A 17,518-nucleotide genomic window follows, 5' to 3' on the forward strand; every position below is an offset into this window, starting at 1 on the left:
GATCCAAATTTTTCATCATTTTTTAAACTAAAATCAAACCCATTTAATGAATGATGCATTTTTGTAAATAAAACACCTCATTTTTTAAATGAAATGATTTTATAGTGTAAATTTTGGATAATTTGTTTAAATTCACACTTCGTATTAGTGATAAATTGCATTATTAGAGTTCTGTGACATGCTCAAATCAATAATTATTGACGACGAAGAATCTGCTCGTCAAAGTATTAAGAAAATACTTGAAATATATTTAAGTGATGTTATCGAGGTTATTGATACTGCAGATAACCTCATTGAAGGTATTGGTTTAATACGAAAGCATGCTCCTGATGTTGTATTTCTTGACATCTCTATGCCTCATGAAAATGGTCTAGAACTTTTTAATTATTTCTCAACAATTTCTTTTGATGTAATTTTTGTAACTGCACATCAACACTATGCCATTGATGCTGTAGGTTTAGGTGCATCCGGTTACTTATTAAAACCAATTAAACCAAAAGAAATTATTGATCTTGTTTTAAAAATAAACATTAAACAAAAAAGTGCTAAAACATACAGATCTGAAGACCAATGGATTTACAACAATCACAAACTACTTGTAAATCACCAAAAGGGCGTACACATTATACCCTACAACAAAATTATTGCAATAGAAGCTGATGGTAACTATTGTAAAATTTATCGTGAAAGTGACGAACCTTTATACGTTTCAAGAACCATTGGTAGTATCGAAGAAAATATACCTAAAAAGCATTTTTTCAGAACGCACAGATCATGTATTGCCAACTTAAACTACATATCTGAAATAGATAAAGAGAAAAATATCATTCATCTTGAAGGAATAAAAATACCATTAGCCTCTGCTAACTTTAAAAACCTGATTGAAGAATTGTCCAGATTAACCAATACCACATCTTAAATCATAACATTCCGTTATCGATCATTATTACAATATGCTCAATCATCGCATCATCACCCTCTGAATCAAATTCTGATTTTAGATTAGAACCAAATATACGTGCTACTGATTGCCACATAAATGCAGAAAAGCCACCTTTCAGATCCTTAATCAGATCATAGCTTGTATCTCCAGTTTCCCTGTCAATAAGCTTTATAAGCATTCTACCCTGAGAAAATGTTAGCTTACGTAAGGGTTTTTCAAATTCTTCGAACAGCTCTTTTTCAGCCTTTTTTAAATATAGCTTTTTCGCTCTTTCATTTGGTAAAGTATCTAATGTATTTGCAATTACGGTAAGCCGATATTTTGCTAATCTGGCGTAAGGCAAGGTCTTTTTAACATTAATGACCAACCTGCTATATCTTTTATGTTGCCTTTTACTTTTAAATTTCCATGGAGGACTTATAGTAACTTCTCCAATATATACATGAGGAAGCGTATCGCCTTCAATAACTCTGCTTTTTAAATAATTGTATTTATTTATATGGGTAGTATCCTCCTGAGCCAACAAATCGGTACAGAAAGTCAGCAAAAGCAGACAAAGAATATTTCCATATAAAAATTTCATAGAGCAATAAATTTACCTTATAAAAATACGACATATTACAGCTTTTGTTTACCCTATTAACAAAAAAAACCGACCCTAATGGATCGGTTTTTATATTATATCTTAAATAATGCAATTATACATTAAATCTAAAGTGCATAATGTCACCATCCTGAACTACATACTCTTTCCCTTCAATACTCATCTTTCCGGCTTCTTTACAGGCCTGTTCTGATTTATAATTAACAAAATCTTCATACTTAATTACTTCGGCTCTAATAAAACCTTTTTCAAAATCAGTATGAATGACTCCTGCAGCCTGTGGAGCAACAGCTCCTTTAGGATAAGTCCAAGCTCTAACTTCTTTGACTCCAGCTGTAAAATAAGTTTCAAGATCTAATAACTTGTAGGCAGAACGTATTAATTTTGAAACACCTGACTCAGTCAAACCCAGGTCTTCCAAAAACATTTGTCTTTCTTCAAAAGTTTCCAACTCAGCAATATCAGCTTCTGTTTGAGCAGCAATGACTAACACTTCCGCATTTTCGTCAGCTACAGCAGCTTTTACAGCTTCAACATGATGATTACCATCAATAACAGATGATTCATCAACATTACATACGTATAACACTGGCTTATCAGTAAGCAGATATAGATCTTTAGCTACCTTTTGTTGAGCTTCCGTCAACTCAACTGTTCTTGCTGATTTTCCTGCTTCTAATGTTTCCTTATATAAATGTAGAACTTCAACTAGTCTTTTTAAATCCTGATCTTTCGATGCCTTTGCTGCTTTTTCTGATTTCTGCAAGCGATTTTCCACAGTCTCCAAATCTTTCATTTGAAGTTCCATATCAATTACTTCTTTATCTCTTACCGGATCAACTGAACCATCTACGTGAGTGACATTATCATTATCAAAACATCTTAAAACATGAATAATGGCATCTGTTTCTCTAATATTAGATAAGAATTTATTTCCTAATCCTTCTCCTTTACTAGCTCCTTTTACCAAACCAGCAATATCAACAATCTCAACAGTCGCAGGCTGAACTCTTTCAGGATTAACTAATTCTTCCAATTTAATTAATCGTTCATCAGGCACAGTAATAACACCTACGTTTGGTTCTATTGTACAAAACGGAAAGTTAGCTGATTGCGCTTTTGCGTTTGATAAACAATTAAATAAGGTTGATTTACCTACATTTGGTAAACCTACGATTCCACATTGTAATGCCATTTTATATTTATTTCAGTATCACTATATTATCAAAAAGTTGTGCAAAAGTACATCAAATTTTCGGGTTCCGAAAAAATTAAAACTTTTTAATTCATATATTAAGCTTGGAAAAACAACTGTTACAGGCGCTATATCAACCATTTTACAATATTTTTATAAAAACAAATGGATTTATTTCATTTCAACATTAAACCTTTTTAATGATTTCTCGTCAAAGGATTTGTATCGCTTGATAAATTGAATTAATGACAAGTCGGGAATATACAGACGCTGAGCTAGTTGAACTATTTAAAGATAAAAGTCATAAACAAATGGCTTTTAAAATTCTGATAAGTAGGTACAAAGAAAGATTGTACTGGCATATCAGAAAAATTGTTATATCCCATGATGACGCAGATGACGTTTTACAAAATACATTTTTAAAAATATGGCAAAATTTTGATTCGTTTCAAGGTAAATCTGCATTATACACGTGGCTTTATCGCATTGCAACAAATGAGGCATTAACCCTTTTAAAGAAAAAAAGAAAATCAGTTCAATTTTCAATCGACGAAGAAGACAGTCAATACGAAAAACAATTAGTCAATGATCCATATTTTGATGGAGATGAAATTCAAATACAATTGCAAAAAGCCATAAATACACTACCTGAGAAACAGCGAATTATTTTTAACCTCAAATACTTTGAAGAATTAAAATATGAGGAAATATCTGAAATATTAGAAACTACAGTAGGCTCCTTAAAAGCTTCGTATCATCATGCAGCTAAAAAAATAGAAGCCTATTTAAAAAATAACTTAGTTGAGAAAAGTTAACTTTGATTTTAAATGGTTTCTTAATTAGTGATTAAACCTTTTGTAAAAATAACCATCAAAGAAATAAATGGAAGTTAAGAAGATACATTATTGAAAGTAAAGCATATCCAAAAAACAGCCACTAAAATGAATGAAGAATTTAAAATATTAAATCACATAAAAGATCAAAACAAAAGCAATGCAGGTTTTAATGTTCCTGATGGCTATCTCGAGTCTTTTGAAGATAAAATGATGGACATAATAAACGCAGAAGAACAATCTCTTGCAAAAAAGATAGTGCTTGTATTAAAACCCTGGCTATCAATGGCAGCTATTTTTACAGTTATTGCAATAGTTTATTATAACACTCCATACTTTAAAACCAGTCAAACGGTTGCTGACGCCTCAATTTCAAATGAAATAACGCTTGATCTTTTATCGTCAGACTTTGATGAACTTGAGTTAATGGATATGATAACTGACGAAAATAACACCTCTATTTTTGAAAACATAAATACCGATCCTGCCTTATTGGAAGGTATTACTTATGAAGATATTGAAGGGTTAGTAATCTTTTAAAAATAATGACGAATGAATAGAATAATATTTTTCATACTATTTATAACTATTAGCATAAGTGCAATAGGTCAACAGTTTACTAAAGAAGAAAAAATTGAACGCCTTAAAGCTCAAAAAATAGCATTCATCACAGATAAATTGGATTTATCAACAAAAGAAGCTCAAAGCTTCTGGCCTATTTATAATGAGTTTTTTCGTAAAAAAGAAATGCTTTCTATTGAAAAAAAGAAACTAACTCTTGAGCTTCGTCAAAACTGGGAGCAATATTCTGACGACAGAAAAACAGAATTAACAGATAGCCTTATTTTATTTCGATTAAAAGAAGCTAAACTGGAGCAGAATTACCATGAAAAATTTAAGCAGGTTTTGAGCATTGATAAGGTAATTCAACTATACAATGCAGAAACACAATTTAAAAACTACTTATTAAAACAAATCAGAAGCCAGAATACCATAAATAATTCTGACAGACCAGCCAAAAGAAAATAAAAAAAGCAGGAATTACCTTCCTGCTTTTCTACAACTTGCTTATAACAAGCTTATTTTATTATTTCAATTGCTTCTTCAATAGTCACTAGCTGTTGATCTCCGGTAGTCATATTTTTAAGCGTAATTTTACCTGCATTAATTTCATCTTCTCCTGCCATAGCTACAAATGAAATCTCTTTTTTATTGGCATAATTCATTTGCTTTTTCATCTTTGCAGCATCGGGATATAATTCAGCTTTAATTCCTGCAGCTCTCACTTTTTGCAGCGACTTTAATGAATATAAAGCTTCCTTTTCTCCAAAATTAATAAACAACAACTGTGTTGATACAATAGACTCCTTTGGGTATAAATCTAAGGTATTCATCACATCATATATACGATCTGCACCAAAAGAAATCCCTACGCCTGAAACATCTTTTAATCCGAAAATACCTGTTAAATCATCGTATCTACCACCTCCTGTAATACTTCCGATTTGTACATCCAATGCTTTTACTTCAAAAATAGCACCGGTGTAATAATTTAATCCCCGAGCTAAAGTTAAATCCAATTCAACCTCTGTTGTAACATCTAAAGTTGATAAATATTCAAAAACTTTTTCAACTTCATCCACTCCTTTTAAACCTGTTTCAGATTGAGCAAGAACCGTTTTTAATGTATGAATCTTTTCTGCATTAGTCCCTTCCAACTTAATTATAGGTTGTAATTTTTCAATCGCATTCTCAGATAAGTTCTTTTGTCTTAATTCTTCGTTGACTTTATCTAAACCTATTTTATCAAGTTTATCAATAGCTACAGTTATATCAACAATTTTGTCAGCCTCACCAATAATTTCAGCGATTCCGGTTAAAATTTTGCGATTATTAAGCTTAACTACTACATTAATATTTAAGCTCTTATAAACATCATCCACGATCTGAATCAGCTCCACTTCATTCATTAAAGAGTCAGAACCGACAACATCCACGTCGCATTGATAAAATTCTCTGTATCTGCCTTTTTGCGGTCTGTCTGCACGCCAAACCGGTTGTATTTGGTATCTCTTAAAAGGAAAAGTGATATCATTTTGGTGCTGAACAACAAAACGGGCAAATGGAACAGTTAAATCATACCTAAGACCTTTCTCTGAAATTTGAGTAGTGGTTTTAATAGAATTCTTTTCTGTCAAAACCTGATCATTAACTTTAGATAAGAAATCGCCGGAATTTAAAATTTTGAACAATAACTTATCTCCCTCTTCACCATATTTCCCCATCAATGTAGATAGGTTTTCCATTGCAGGAGTTTCTATAGGCTGATATCCGTACTTTAAAAATACAGATTTTATGGTATCAAAAATAAAATTACGCTTCGCCATTTCAATCGGCGAAAAATCTCTGGTTCCTTTTGGAATAGCAGGTTTCTGAGCCATTATGCTATTATTTTTTTAATTGAAGCGCAAAGTTATTCAATTTATTTAAACAAGCATTAAAAATTAATCTACCTAATCACTAATTCTGTCTATAAAAAAGACTAAATATCAAGGTGCAATTCATCCAACCATTGTTTTAATTGATATTGAGCATTTATACCACCTTCTTCCGGGGCCCATGCAGCAAAATTTTTATCATCGAGTACATTATAAGGACCATCTTTTATTTCATAAACCACAGTTCCTGGTTCCAAACCTGTGGCAGTATGCCATTCGCCTGGTTTAATTTCAACTGCATATATTTCAGATTCAGAATCCAGAATGACATGATTAATAATAGCACCTTCTTCATTAAAAAAAATCACCAGCAGCTTCCCCTTTAAGATAATAAAAACTTCTCGTTTATCAGGATTCAGATGTGTATGTGGACGAACATATGTTCCGGGTTCAAAAGCATTTAACATACGCTGAACAGGATCTGATTCACCATCATGATAGTTCATATTTTTTCTTCGCCGTTCACTTTTCTGAGCGTCCTTTGTTAACGACTCCAATATTTTAAAATCTATAATTTCCATCTCATTAATACAATAACAATACAATACTAATTATCAACAACTTGACAACACTAAGTAAACCTCACATTACTAAAACTATTTTAAAGATTAAAAGGTTTAAAAATAGCAGCATACAGACAACCATTTCCTAAAATTATCTCTCAAATTTCGAATATAAAATTCATTTAATCTAAAAAAATCATTCACTCAAAAATAATTCAATATAGTTCATCACTAAATGCCAACTTTTAGATAAGCAATAAGTAAAAGTAGAAAAAGGTTTTTGAATTCGGTTTTAATAGTAAATATTAAACCTCAAGGTTGAGAAAGAATGGATACTGTGAAGATTTTAGCGATAGGTAATGATGCAATAAACATGCATATCATTAAAAGCAGACTACTTGAGTTTAGTGATGATTGGATGATTTTTAATACTAATTGTGACGATGCTCATTCTGAAATAAACAGAAGTAGGTACAACCTTATTATTATTGATTGCGAGAAACCCTCTGAAAGTTTAATTCATAAAATTGGAGAAATTAAGCAATCTATAAAGAACTATAATACTCCTGTTTTAGTATGTATACAAGAGTGCTCTCCTGCTGAAATAGAAGAAATACTTGAAATAGGAGCTCTTGATTTTATTAGAAAACCTTTTAAATCTATTGAATTATTTGCAAGAGTAAGAACTGCATTAACATTATCAAGTACAATAGAAAAACTAGACAGACAAACACACATTATTAATGAGGGACAACATAAAATGGAGGAAATGCTTAACGGCCTTATTCCTACCGAAATCATTAATGAAATAACCCAATATGGTGAATCTAAACCTAAAAAATACAGAGATGCCTCTGTTTTATTTGTCGATTTGGTAGACTTTACTCAAAAATCAAGAAGATTATCGCCTAAAATAGTTATTGATGAATTATCGGATATTTTTACTGAGTTTGACAAAATTGTAAAAAGAAACAATTGTACCAGAATTAAAACAATGGGTGATGGATATTTGGCTGTTTCAGGTATACCCACACCAAACCAGGAGCATGTTTATAATATGATCAAAGTAGCCTCAGACATGCGGGAATACCTAATGCAAAGAAACTTAATCAATAATGTTAAATGGGATGTAAAACTTGGAATTAATTCCGGAGAAGTAATTGGTAGTGTATTGGGAAACAACAATTACCTGTTTGATGTTTTTGGTGACACAGTTAATGAAGCTGCAAGATTAGAGAGTGCTTGCGAACCTAATCAAATAAATATTTCACGTTCTACTTATTTACTTGCACGAGATAAATACAGTTTCATAGAAAGGCTTCCGCAAGATATTAAAGGCATTGGTAAACGAAGAATGTACTATTTAAAGTCAACTATTAATCCCTTAGATATTAAAAAATCCGAACACAATAAAAACAGACTTGGTGTGTTAATTGAAAAATTGTCTGCCAATTAATTTTCCTCTTAATAAAACGATGGTACAAGACTCTATTAAAATCCTTATTGTAGATGACATGTCTATAATCATAGACATTATCATTTCACATTTAGATGAAATGGGACAAAATTTCATTTACTTAAAAGCAAGCAACGGACGTGATGCCTGCAAAATAGCACTTCAGTCTAATCCTGACTTAATAATTATGGACTGGGAAATGCCTAAAATGACAGGTATTGATGCGCTCAGTCTGCTAAAAAAGAAAGAACAAACCAAAAATATCCCGGTAATCATTTCTTCTGGTTTTTCTGATGCAAAAAATGTAAGGCAAGCACTTGAAACCGGTGCCATTGATTATATCAGAAAACCTATTGATCCAATTGAATTAATAGCTCGGGTAAGATCTGTACTTGCTTTAAGCAGCAGTATAAATGCCTTAAGACAAAAGCAAATTGAACTTGAACGCGAGCAAGAGAAAGTTGAAAAAATACTTAAAGGTATTATTCCTGAAAAAATATTTAATGAAGTAAAAGAATCTGGCTATTCAAAACCTCAACGTTATAAAAATGCCAGTGTAATGTTTACTGATCTGGTTGGATTTACTCAGAAAACATGCTGTATGTCTCCCAAGAGACTAATTGATGAGTTGAATGATATCTTTTCAGCATTTGACAGAATAATCAGTAACCATAATTGTACTCGCATTAAAACTATTGGCGATGGTTATCTTGCTGTTAGTGGTTTACCACAATCTGACGAAAACCATGCAATTAATTTAGTATGTGCAGCTATTGATTTTAGAAATTATATTATCCAAAGAAACAAAACACATCGAACAAATTGGGAAATAACCATTGGTATTAACAGTGGTGATATTATTGGAAGTTTAATTGGATATGAAAATTACCTGTTTGATATTTTTGGCGAAAATGTAAATACAGCATCCAGAATTCAAGGTCAGTGTACCCCAATGGATATTGCGGTGAGTGAGTCCACCTACAACCTTACTAAACATGCCTTTAATTATCAAAGTAAGGGAGTTGTTAATCTTAAAGGAATGAGAGGCATTCAAATATACAATTTCCTAAACAATAGAATTGAGGCAATCGGTTCAGATTGCATAGTTGAAAGTCAATTAAAGAAAAAAGAGTTGGTTAAATAACCAACTCTTTATATTATATTACTTCATAAGTTTCTTATACTTAATTCGCTTTGGAGTAATATCTCCTAATCTTCTCTTTTTGTTCTCTTCGTATTCAGAGAAAGACCCTTCAAAATAGTAAACTGTTGAATCTCCTTCAAAAGCAAGAATATGAGTTGCGATACGATCCAGGAACCATCTGTCGTGCGAAATAACAACTGCACATCCGGCAAAATCTTCAAGACCTTCTTCTAAAGCTCTTAATGTATTAACATCAATATCATTAGTTGGCTCATCCAGTAAAAGTACGTTAGCTTCTTCTTTTAAAGTCATTGCCAAATGCAACCTGTTTCTTTCTCCTCCAGAAAGTACCCCGCATTTCTTTTCCTGATCTCCTCCAGTAAAATTAAATCTTCCAAGATAAGCTCTGGCATTAATCTCTCTGCCACCCATTTTGATGGTTTCCTGACCTTCAGATACTACTTCATAAACAGATTTATTATCATCGATTGATTCATGAGACTGATCAACATATCCTACTTTTACTGTTTCTCCAACCTCAAAAGAACCTTTATCTACATTTTCCAATCCCATAATCATCCTGAATAAAGTAGTTTTACCCGCTCCATTAGGACCAATTACTCCAACAATACCATTCTTAGGTAAAAGAAATTCCAGTTCCTCAAATAACAAACGTTCCTCAAAACCTTTAGCTACTCCATGCGCTTCAATCACCTTATCACCAAGTCGAGGACCATTAGGAATGAAAATCTCCAGTTTTTCTTCTTTTTGTTTTACATCCTCATCCATCAGTTTATCATAGGCAGAAAGACGGGCTTTAGATTTAGCATGACGCGCTTTAGGCGCCATTCTAACCCATTCCAACTCTCGTTCTAATGTTTTTCTACGCTTTGAAGCTGTTTTTTCTTCCTGCTCCATACGTTTTGTTTTCTGCTCAAGCCATGATGAATAGTTTCCTTTCCATGGAATACCCTCACCTCTGTCTAATTCAAGAATCCATCCTGCAACATTATCCAAAAAGTATCTATCGTGAGTAATTGATATTACAGTTCCTTTATATTGTTGTAAATGTAACTCCAACCACTGAACAGACTCTGCATCCAAATGGTTAGTAGGCTCATCCAGTAATAATACATCCGGCTCTCTTAATAACAAACGGCACAATGCCACACGTCTTCTTTCTCCTCCAGATAAATACTTAACCTGCTTGTCTTCGTCCGGACAACGAAGCGCATCCATGGCTATATTTAGTTTGGTATCTAAATTCCAGGCATCATACTGATCAATCTTTTCCTGTAATCTGGCCTGCTCATCCATTAAAGCCTGCATCTTATCCGGATCTTCCAATACTTCGGGATCAGCAAATTTTTCATTTACCTGATTATAAGCATTCAGAACATCAACAACTTCCTGCACACCTTCTTCCACAACCTGCTTAACCGTTTTATTCTCATCCAAAACGGGTTCCTGTTCCAGATACCCTACCGAATAATCCTGAGAAGCAACAACATCTCCCTGAAAGTTTTTATCAATACCGGCAATAATCTTCATTAAAGTAGATTTACCGGAACCATTCAAACCAATAATTCCAATCTTTGCTCCATAGAAAAAAGAAAGGTATATATTATTTAAAATCTTTTTTTTGGGGGGAACAACTTTACTCACCCCTACCATCGAAAATATAATCTTTTTATCGTCTGACATTTTTATAAAAAATTAAATCATCATTAATATTTCACGCAAATTTAATTCAAATTATTGCAAAAAAAGCATAAAAAAACCTTGCTGCAAAACAACAAGGTTTAATATGTGAATATCTGTTTTTTTATTTTGCCATAGCCTTTAAATCACTCTCTAACAAACCATCTCGATTTTTTGGAGTTACCATGTGCCAGTCGAAATAATAAAATTGTGAATCTGCAGCCCCAATTACTATTTTATAACAACGAGCTTTGTATTTAGTACCTTCTGGTCCTACTTTGTGCAAATACACAACATCCGGGTCTTTATTTTCAATAGCTTTTGCAACCTCTTCCTGAGTTACAATTTCTACATGATAAGGATAAATGCTTTGTATTTTGCTTAAAGTATTAACTTCTGTTGTTAAATCCTCTTTTACCAATAAAAGCTTTTTGTTGTTTAAGCTCTGTACATTTTTATTGTAATACTTAAACATGTTTGCATTTATAATCTTAGGATTTTGAGATACCAATTTTACATGATCTTGCATAAACTTAATAAATCCTTCCATCTTATAGGCATAACTATCATCTTCAACTCTTAGATAAGATAACGGAATAGAACATAAATCAGGCATATCTGTAATTGAATACACATCTTTACCCATTAACAAACTAACAAAAGTATAACGAGCTTTAGTTTTATCCTTATCAAAAGTTACTGTTGAAGTAACAATAAATGAATAGGATGGATCACGACGTTTTTCATCAAATTCAGCATGAGAAATAATTTCATAATCTGTAATATTCCAAACTCTTGGCATTACTTTCTTAATCATAAAATTAAAATCTGAAAGTGGATTATCATCTAAAACCACATAGGTTTTAGTATTAAAAAAATCCTGATAATCCTTTTCTGAAGGAATATTCTTTTGAGCTGACACAGCAATTGTCAACATTAAAAATACCAGATTTACCAATACTCTTTTCATTACTTAAATATTTAATTCAAATTACTTATTCTAAAATTATATTACCCTTTAAAAACGTAAATTATTAAAATGAGTTATAGTTTTCTTAAGAAATTTACAAAAAACATTTAGAATTCATCAATTCAACAATCATTTAATATTATATATCAATATTTTACAACACAAGTAACTTTCACACATCAACACCTCGCACTTTTTAGACTAATAATATTGTTATAATTCAATTATATATTGCATCTTCGTTATAAAATTTGTTTGTTAATTACCGAACCTATTTTTAATTTATACGTAAAAACAGTACTTTTTAATTAAAAGCCTGAACACTATATATCAATAATTGAATTGAACACAATGAAGTTTTTAAATAAATTCTTACTACTATTTACTTTTGATCAAGAGGAAAAACTTGAAGTTGAAACTAAAACAACCCTATTATTCACCAATGTTTTAAACTTCTTTTTGTTTGTCATCGTTTTTATTGAAGGCATTATTTCTTTACTCGAAGAAAATCTATTTTTTGCAGGCCCATTGTTGTTTTTCAGTATATTATTTGCTTTTAACTATTTATATACTGGAAGAAAACCCAATTCTCTTTTTTACAAAGAGGTGCTTTTTACTTTTATCAGCTTAACATTTACATTTTTCATCATATTTGGAGGCCCTACAAATGTAAATATCATTTGGCTTGGTACTTTCCCGTTCATTTCAATTAATTTATTTGGACGAAAAAATGGCTCTATTTATTCATTTGCCATGTTCCTGTTTATGATTATTGACTTTATTGTTTTAAGTCAAATAATCCCAGGAGCCATTAATTATAGTTTCAATTTAGAGATTCTGTTTTCAATTTACTTTATATTCTCATTTATCATTGCTTACACTCTAAAATTTATATTTACAGAGGTAATGCTTACCAAAGAAAGAGCAATGATTAACTCACAGAATAGCAAAAATTCAAAAGAGGAACAAATTTCAGATCTTTCGCGACAAATTAGAACACCGCTAAGTAATATTACCGGAATACTTGATATTTTAGGCAAAACAAATCTTACTGATGATCAGCGAGATTACATTAACACAATTCATGCCTCTGCCAATAACCTTGTAAATGTGGTAACCAATATGGTTTCAACTTCAAAATCAGGATTAAAACCTGCTATTGAGGAAGAAATTAGTTTTAACTTATATGCCACGTTAAACAATACCATCAGACTATTTTCAGAAAACAATACCAAACAAAAATTCAGTTTGTCATTTTCAGCCGACATACCAACAACAATGACTGGAAATGCCATTAAAACAAAACAAATATTCCTGAATATTTTAAATGGTATCGCTAAATATAATATTGCAGAACAGAAGCATATTGGCATTGAAGTTTCCAGAACCAATACAATGCCTGGTAATGTTGAGTTAAATTTTAAAATAATCAGCACAGGAAACATACCTTTCCCTAAAGAATATAAATCAGAAGATTCATTATATAAAAATGATGTTTTAAGATTAAATACATCTAAACACATTCAATTTTTAGAGCTTGGATTAACTCAAAAGTTAATTGAACAAGATGGACACACCTTACTCATCCATCCTGATATAGAAGAAACTACCTTTGAGTTCGGCATTACATTTAAAGAAAACAAACAAAGTATATCTATTCAAAATCTTAAAGATAAGATTTCAAATACCGAGTCATTCTACAAACCCTCAGTTGATATTAAGAATGCAAACATCTTACTTGTTGAGGATAACTTTAGCAACCAACAAATTATCATTCTTTATATTAAGAATGAAGTGAATAAAATAGAAGTGGCTTATAATGGTAAAGAAGCACTGGATAAATTTGGGAAAGCCAAATATGATCTGATTCTTATGGATGTGCAGATGCCTATTATGGATGGTTTTAAAGCTACACAAAAAATCAGGGAGATTGAAAAGAGTACAAACACTCATACACCAATTATTGCAGTAACAGCAAATGCATTTCCTGAAGATAAAGAGAGATGTATTTCTTCAGGTATGGATGATTATATCAGTAAACCATTTCAACCTGAAGACCTGATTGGAAAAATCAAACATCACTTAAGTTAATACCATTACTTATTTCAATTTTATTATTCCGGATATTCTATTAATCCAACTCCATGTTTGCCATCTATTTTAATAACGGATGGAGAAGATAATTGTACGTGCTTAATCCAGTCATCTTCATATAAGGTGTGCTGCTGTAATAAAAATGACTCATCTATCAATCCATCACCTATGGATTGATTTATGGTGAAATAACCAACTCGTAAAGAAGTTAGATTCTGGAAAAAGTGTGTTCCCTGACTCGGATCTACCTTAAAATCATCAAGAGCTGCTTCCACAATAACACGGGCACCTGAAATCTGTGGCCATTTTACAGGAATGCCAAGCCATGGGTCCTGTGATCCCCATCGCCCCGGACCTATCAATATATAGTTTCTTTTTGCTTTAAGAATCTCCTGGTTTAGCTTTTCAATTACAGGAACCATTTTAACCATATTGGCAGCCTTAAATCCTTTTGATTTAACAAATACAACATCTACAATATCATTTATTATTCCATTACCCAAAGCAGTACCCGAATAAACCAAATGATTTTGAACCTCCACACTCTTTAAATCTTCTTTAATGGTTTCTTCTCCTTCCACAATTGGCCGTATCTGCAAAGGATAAAATACATGTCTGCCTTCTGCATTTTGCAAATCAACTGCAAATTCTACTTCTACAGGTTGATTCATTTCTTTTTGCCCAATTTGAAGTATCTTCTTCACTATTTGTGCCAAAGGAAAAGCATCATGCTTTAAAATATTAGCAAATGATATCAGAGGTATACCTTTATAATGAACACCATCCCTGATTACATTATTCTGATAATCATAAATCGAGCCTAACCACCTTAATGTTCCATCTTTTAGAGCTACTTTAGGATCTAACCTCAACAGATTAACCGCATCATTAACGGATGGTTTAAAACTGCTATTATCCATGTTTAATGCAAAAAAATACTTTTGCGTATCCTTTACTGTAAATTCCGGAGTGGAAAGCTGAAGTGCCTTTTTAGGATATACTGGCGAAAATCGTAAAGAAACCCCTCCTTCAACTATTTGTTTACCTAAACCAAGTGCAACATTAACAATTCCTTCTTCCGCTTTTTCCGGAGGAATTGGATAAAAATTAACAGATCGTGCCACACCTGAAATGGTTGGATAAAACCTGTTTTCATGTTGATGACCAACTACCTCTTGCAAAACAATCCCCATACGCTCCTCGTCAATAATATTCATGGTTGCAGTCATATATGCCTTACTTGATTTAAAGTAAACCGAAGCATAAACGCATTTAATAGCATCTCCAACTTGCTTTACAACAACATCAATATCATCTGTATTGGATATCATATAAGTAGAATAAATACCTGCAAAAGGCTGGTAATGGCTATCCTCTAAAACACTTGATGACCGTACTGCAATGGGATTATTCACAACAGAAACAAACTTCTTTAAATAGGTTTCGGATAAACTTGGTAGTTCTGCTTTAACAAAATGATCCAAAATTTCTTCATCACTCAGATCAGATAATGCCACCTCGTACAAATTATTTTTATCCATAAAGTGTTCAAAAATATCTGTACCAACTACTACGGTTCTTGGAATTGTAACATCTATATTTTCAAAATTTAGTGATAAAGCATTCTTATTGATAATTGTATTTAAAAATGCCAAACCTCTTGCCTTTCCTCCTATCGATCCATTTCCAATCCGGGCAAACTTTACGTACTTATCATATCTGTCCGGATAAAACTGAGCGATAACATCTTTTCCTTTGGAAATCCGGAAATTAATGATGGTGTTATACAAAAACTTTTTTGATGCCTCGAGAGACTCAAAGTCTTCAATTTTCAGATTTTTAATTACTTCAGCAATTGGGAAAAGCGCTCTTGCTTTAAGCCACTTTGAAACATGATCTCTTTGAAAATGATACCGTAATGAATCATCTGAAATCTCGAACAACTTCTCTTGCAATTCTTTCAAGGAACTCACTCGCCCAACCTCCTCCTGAGTTTTAGGATCAATAAAAATAAAATCTCCAAAAGCAAGGTTATATTTTAAAAAGCTCTTTAATTCCTGTAATAGCGTTTTTGAATATTTATATAAAAATCCAACCTTCATTTCCTTAGCCTTTTCAGCTATATTAAGATCCGAAGATTGTAAAAGAAAGGGCATATAAATATCATCCTGCTTCACCTGTAAAGCTAACTTCACTCCAGCTTCAATATCTTTTTTGCCTTCACGATTAAATGAAACATCCGAAATAACGCCCAAAAGATTTAACTTATACTTTTTATACAATTGAATCGCCTCTTCATAATTCCTGGCAAGTAAAATCTTTGGCCTCCCCCTCATTCTTAGCATTTTTTGATGCTCATTCAAGCCTTCAGACATGAACTTTTTTGATTGATTAAACACAATCTTGTATATGATCGGCAAGTAACTGGAATAATATCTAATAGAGTCTTCCACCAGAATAATACTCTGTACTCCTACTTCAAGTATATCTGATTCTGCATTCATTTCATCTTCTATTAATTTAATTATAGCAAGAAGAATGTCTGCATTACCAAGCCAACAAAACACGTAATCAATAGCACTGGTGTCCTGGTCTTTTAACTTTAAACTAACCTCTCTTGAAAAAGGAGTTAATACCACTATAGGAATGGATGGATGTGTACTTTTAATTGTTTTTGACAGTGAATAAGGATCCATACCACCAATATTCAACATCGAAATAATTAAGTCGATCGATTCGTTTTCCAGTGTTTCCAAGGCCTCTTCAGCTGTTGTAACCTGTATAAACTTTGGTGGATATCGTAGATTAAGCGAAACGTACTCATTAAATATCTGCTCTTCAATACGCCCATCTTCCTCAAGCATAAATGCATCATAGCTACTCGAAATCAATAATACAGATTGTATTCTTTTTTGCATCAAATGTGTAAAAGCAGTATCAGCAAACAATCCGATATAAGACATTTCAGTTTCCTTATCCATAGTATTTCCTTTTATCGACTCCGTTAATATAGTTAATATTTATAAGCAATTAAATGCCAAATATTAGCGTTTATAAGTATCCTAAGTAATCCACATTTAACTATTTGTTTTTTAACTGGTTCTTTTCTCAAATCAAAAATAATTCAGTAACTTTTATTGAATAAAAAAAACCTTAAAACACCCCATCATGAAAAGTTCAACTCAGTCTTTTGTTGAGTCTTTTATGTCTGATCTCATCAAAAAAAATCCTGCGGAACCAGAATTTCATCAAGCCGTTCATGAAGTACTTCTCTCCCTATCAACATTTCTTGAGGATAACCCCCACTATATTCATTCTGGTATAATGGAGCGAATCACAGAACCTGAAAGAATTATAATTTTCAGGGTTCCATGGATGAATGACCTGGGAAAAATCATTGTGAACAGAGGATTTAGAATTGAAATGAATAGCGCCATTGGTCCTTATAAGGGAGGATTGCGTTTTCATCCAACAGTTAACTTGTGGAATTGCAATAAAAAACTAGACAAAAAGTTAAGCCACATTTCTGATAACCACCTTTCCATACTCATCAGGTGTTTGATAGTTTAAATAAGAA

The 17,518-nt window shown here is 32.1% G+C and carries 15 protein-coding genes; 8 read left to right on the forward strand and 7 right to left on the reverse strand.

Going from position 1 to position 17,518, the window contains the following annotated elements; genetic code table 11:
• The first annotated feature begins 178 nt into the window (after positions 1-178).
• Positions 179-919, forward strand: coding sequence for a LytR/AlgR family response regulator transcription factor (locus OM075_RS18975; RefSeq protein WP_301192121.1), 741 nt, complete (start codon positions 179-181; stop codon positions 917-919).
• Between the two features lies 1 nt (position 920).
• On the opposite strand, the gene OM075_RS18980 is transcribed toward OM075_RS18975, so the two are convergent.
• Both OM075_RS18980 and ychF read right to left on the reverse strand, forming a co-directional pair.
• A complete protein-coding gene (locus OM075_RS18980; RefSeq protein WP_301192122.1) occupies positions 921-1,526 on the reverse strand; it encodes a DUF4294 domain-containing protein in 606 nt (201 codons plus the stop codon).
• 115 nt (positions 1,527-1,641) lie between these two features.
• Positions 1,642-2,742: a redox-regulated ATPase YchF gene (ychF, locus tag OM075_RS18985; protein WP_301192123.1), complete on the reverse strand. Its 1,101-nt coding sequence runs from the start codon at positions 2,740-2,742 to the stop codon at positions 1,642-1,644.
• A gap of 245 nt (positions 2,743-2,987) precedes the next feature.
• On the opposite strand from ychF, the gene OM075_RS18990 reads away from it, so the two are divergent.
• From OM075_RS18990 to OM075_RS19000, 3 genes are all read left to right on the forward strand, one after another.
• Complete coding sequence (locus OM075_RS18990; protein ID WP_301192124.1) at positions 2,988-3,557, forward strand: RNA polymerase sigma factor; 570 nt, start codon at positions 2,988-2,990, stop codon at positions 3,555-3,557.
• A gap of 126 nt (positions 3,558-3,683) precedes the next feature.
• Complete coding sequence (locus OM075_RS18995) at positions 3,684-4,115, forward strand: hypothetical protein (RefSeq protein WP_301192125.1); 432 nt, start codon at positions 3,684-3,686, stop codon at positions 4,113-4,115.
• A gap of 12 nt (positions 4,116-4,127) precedes the next feature.
• On the forward strand, positions 4,128-4,604 hold the full coding sequence (locus OM075_RS19000) for a hypothetical protein (protein ID WP_301192126.1): 477 nt from the start codon (positions 4,128-4,130) through the stop codon (positions 4,602-4,604).
• Positions 4,605-4,654: 50 nt separating this feature from the next.
• Here OM075_RS19000 and hisS read toward each other — a convergent pair whose 3' ends face one another.
• Complete coding sequence (hisS, locus tag OM075_RS19005; RefSeq protein ID WP_301192127.1) at positions 4,655-6,016, reverse strand: histidine--tRNA ligase; 1,362 nt, start codon at positions 6,014-6,016, stop codon at positions 4,655-4,657.
• Positions 6,017-6,117: 101 nt separating this feature from the next.
• Entirely contained in the window at positions 6,118-6,594 is a 477-nt protein-coding gene (locus OM075_RS19010; protein WP_301192128.1) for a WbuC family cupin fold metalloprotein, read from the reverse strand.
• A gap of 310 nt (positions 6,595-6,904) precedes the next feature.
• Here OM075_RS19010 and OM075_RS19015 point away from each other — a divergent pair, with 310 nt between their 5' ends.
• Both OM075_RS19015 and OM075_RS19020 read left to right on the forward strand, forming a co-directional pair.
• Positions 6,905-8,032, forward strand: a complete 1,128-nt coding sequence (locus OM075_RS19015) for an adenylate/guanylate cyclase domain-containing response regulator (protein ID WP_301192129.1) — start codon at positions 6,905-6,907, stop codon at positions 8,030-8,032.
• Between the two features lie 19 nt (positions 8,033-8,051).
• Entirely contained in the window at positions 8,052-9,176 is a 1,125-nt protein-coding gene (locus OM075_RS19020) for an adenylate/guanylate cyclase domain-containing protein (RefSeq protein ID WP_301192130.1), read from the forward strand.
• Between the two features lie 18 nt (positions 9,177-9,194).
• Here the strand turns inward: OM075_RS19020 and ettA are convergent, their stop codons facing one another.
• A complete protein-coding gene (gene ettA, locus OM075_RS19025) occupies positions 9,195-10,880 on the reverse strand; it encodes an energy-dependent translational throttle protein EttA (RefSeq protein ID WP_301192131.1) in 1,686 nt (561 codons plus the stop codon).
• A gap of 121 nt (positions 10,881-11,001) precedes the next feature.
• Positions 11,002-11,847 carry a hypothetical protein gene (locus OM075_RS19030; RefSeq protein WP_301192132.1) on the reverse strand — a complete coding sequence of 282 codons (846 nt, stop codon included), beginning with the start codon at positions 11,845-11,847 and terminating at the stop codon, positions 11,002-11,004.
• 351 nt (positions 11,848-12,198) lie between these two features.
• Here OM075_RS19030 and OM075_RS19035 point away from each other — a divergent pair, with 351 nt between their 5' ends.
• A complete protein-coding gene (locus tag OM075_RS19035) occupies positions 12,199-13,938 on the forward strand; it encodes a response regulator (RefSeq protein ID WP_301192133.1) in 1,740 nt (579 codons plus the stop codon).
• Between the two features lie 23 nt (positions 13,939-13,961).
• Here the strand turns inward: OM075_RS19035 and OM075_RS19040 are convergent, their stop codons facing one another.
• Complete coding sequence (locus OM075_RS19040) at positions 13,962-16,922, reverse strand: PEP/pyruvate-binding domain-containing protein (protein WP_301192134.1); 2,961 nt, start codon at positions 16,920-16,922, stop codon at positions 13,962-13,964.
• Between the two features lie 187 nt (positions 16,923-17,109).
• Between OM075_RS19040 and OM075_RS19045 the strand changes: the two genes are divergently transcribed.
• Positions 17,110-17,511: a Glu/Leu/Phe/Val dehydrogenase dimerization domain-containing protein gene (locus OM075_RS19045; protein ID WP_301192135.1), complete on the forward strand. Its 402-nt coding sequence runs from the start codon at positions 17,110-17,112 to the stop codon at positions 17,509-17,511.
• The last annotated feature ends 7 nt before the right edge of the window (positions 17,512-17,518 follow it).

Origin of the sequence: Plebeiibacterium sediminum (assembly GCF_026013605.1) — a bacterium.
GTDB lineage: Bacteria > Bacteroidota > Bacteroidia > Bacteroidales > Marinilabiliaceae > Saccharicrinis > Saccharicrinis sediminus.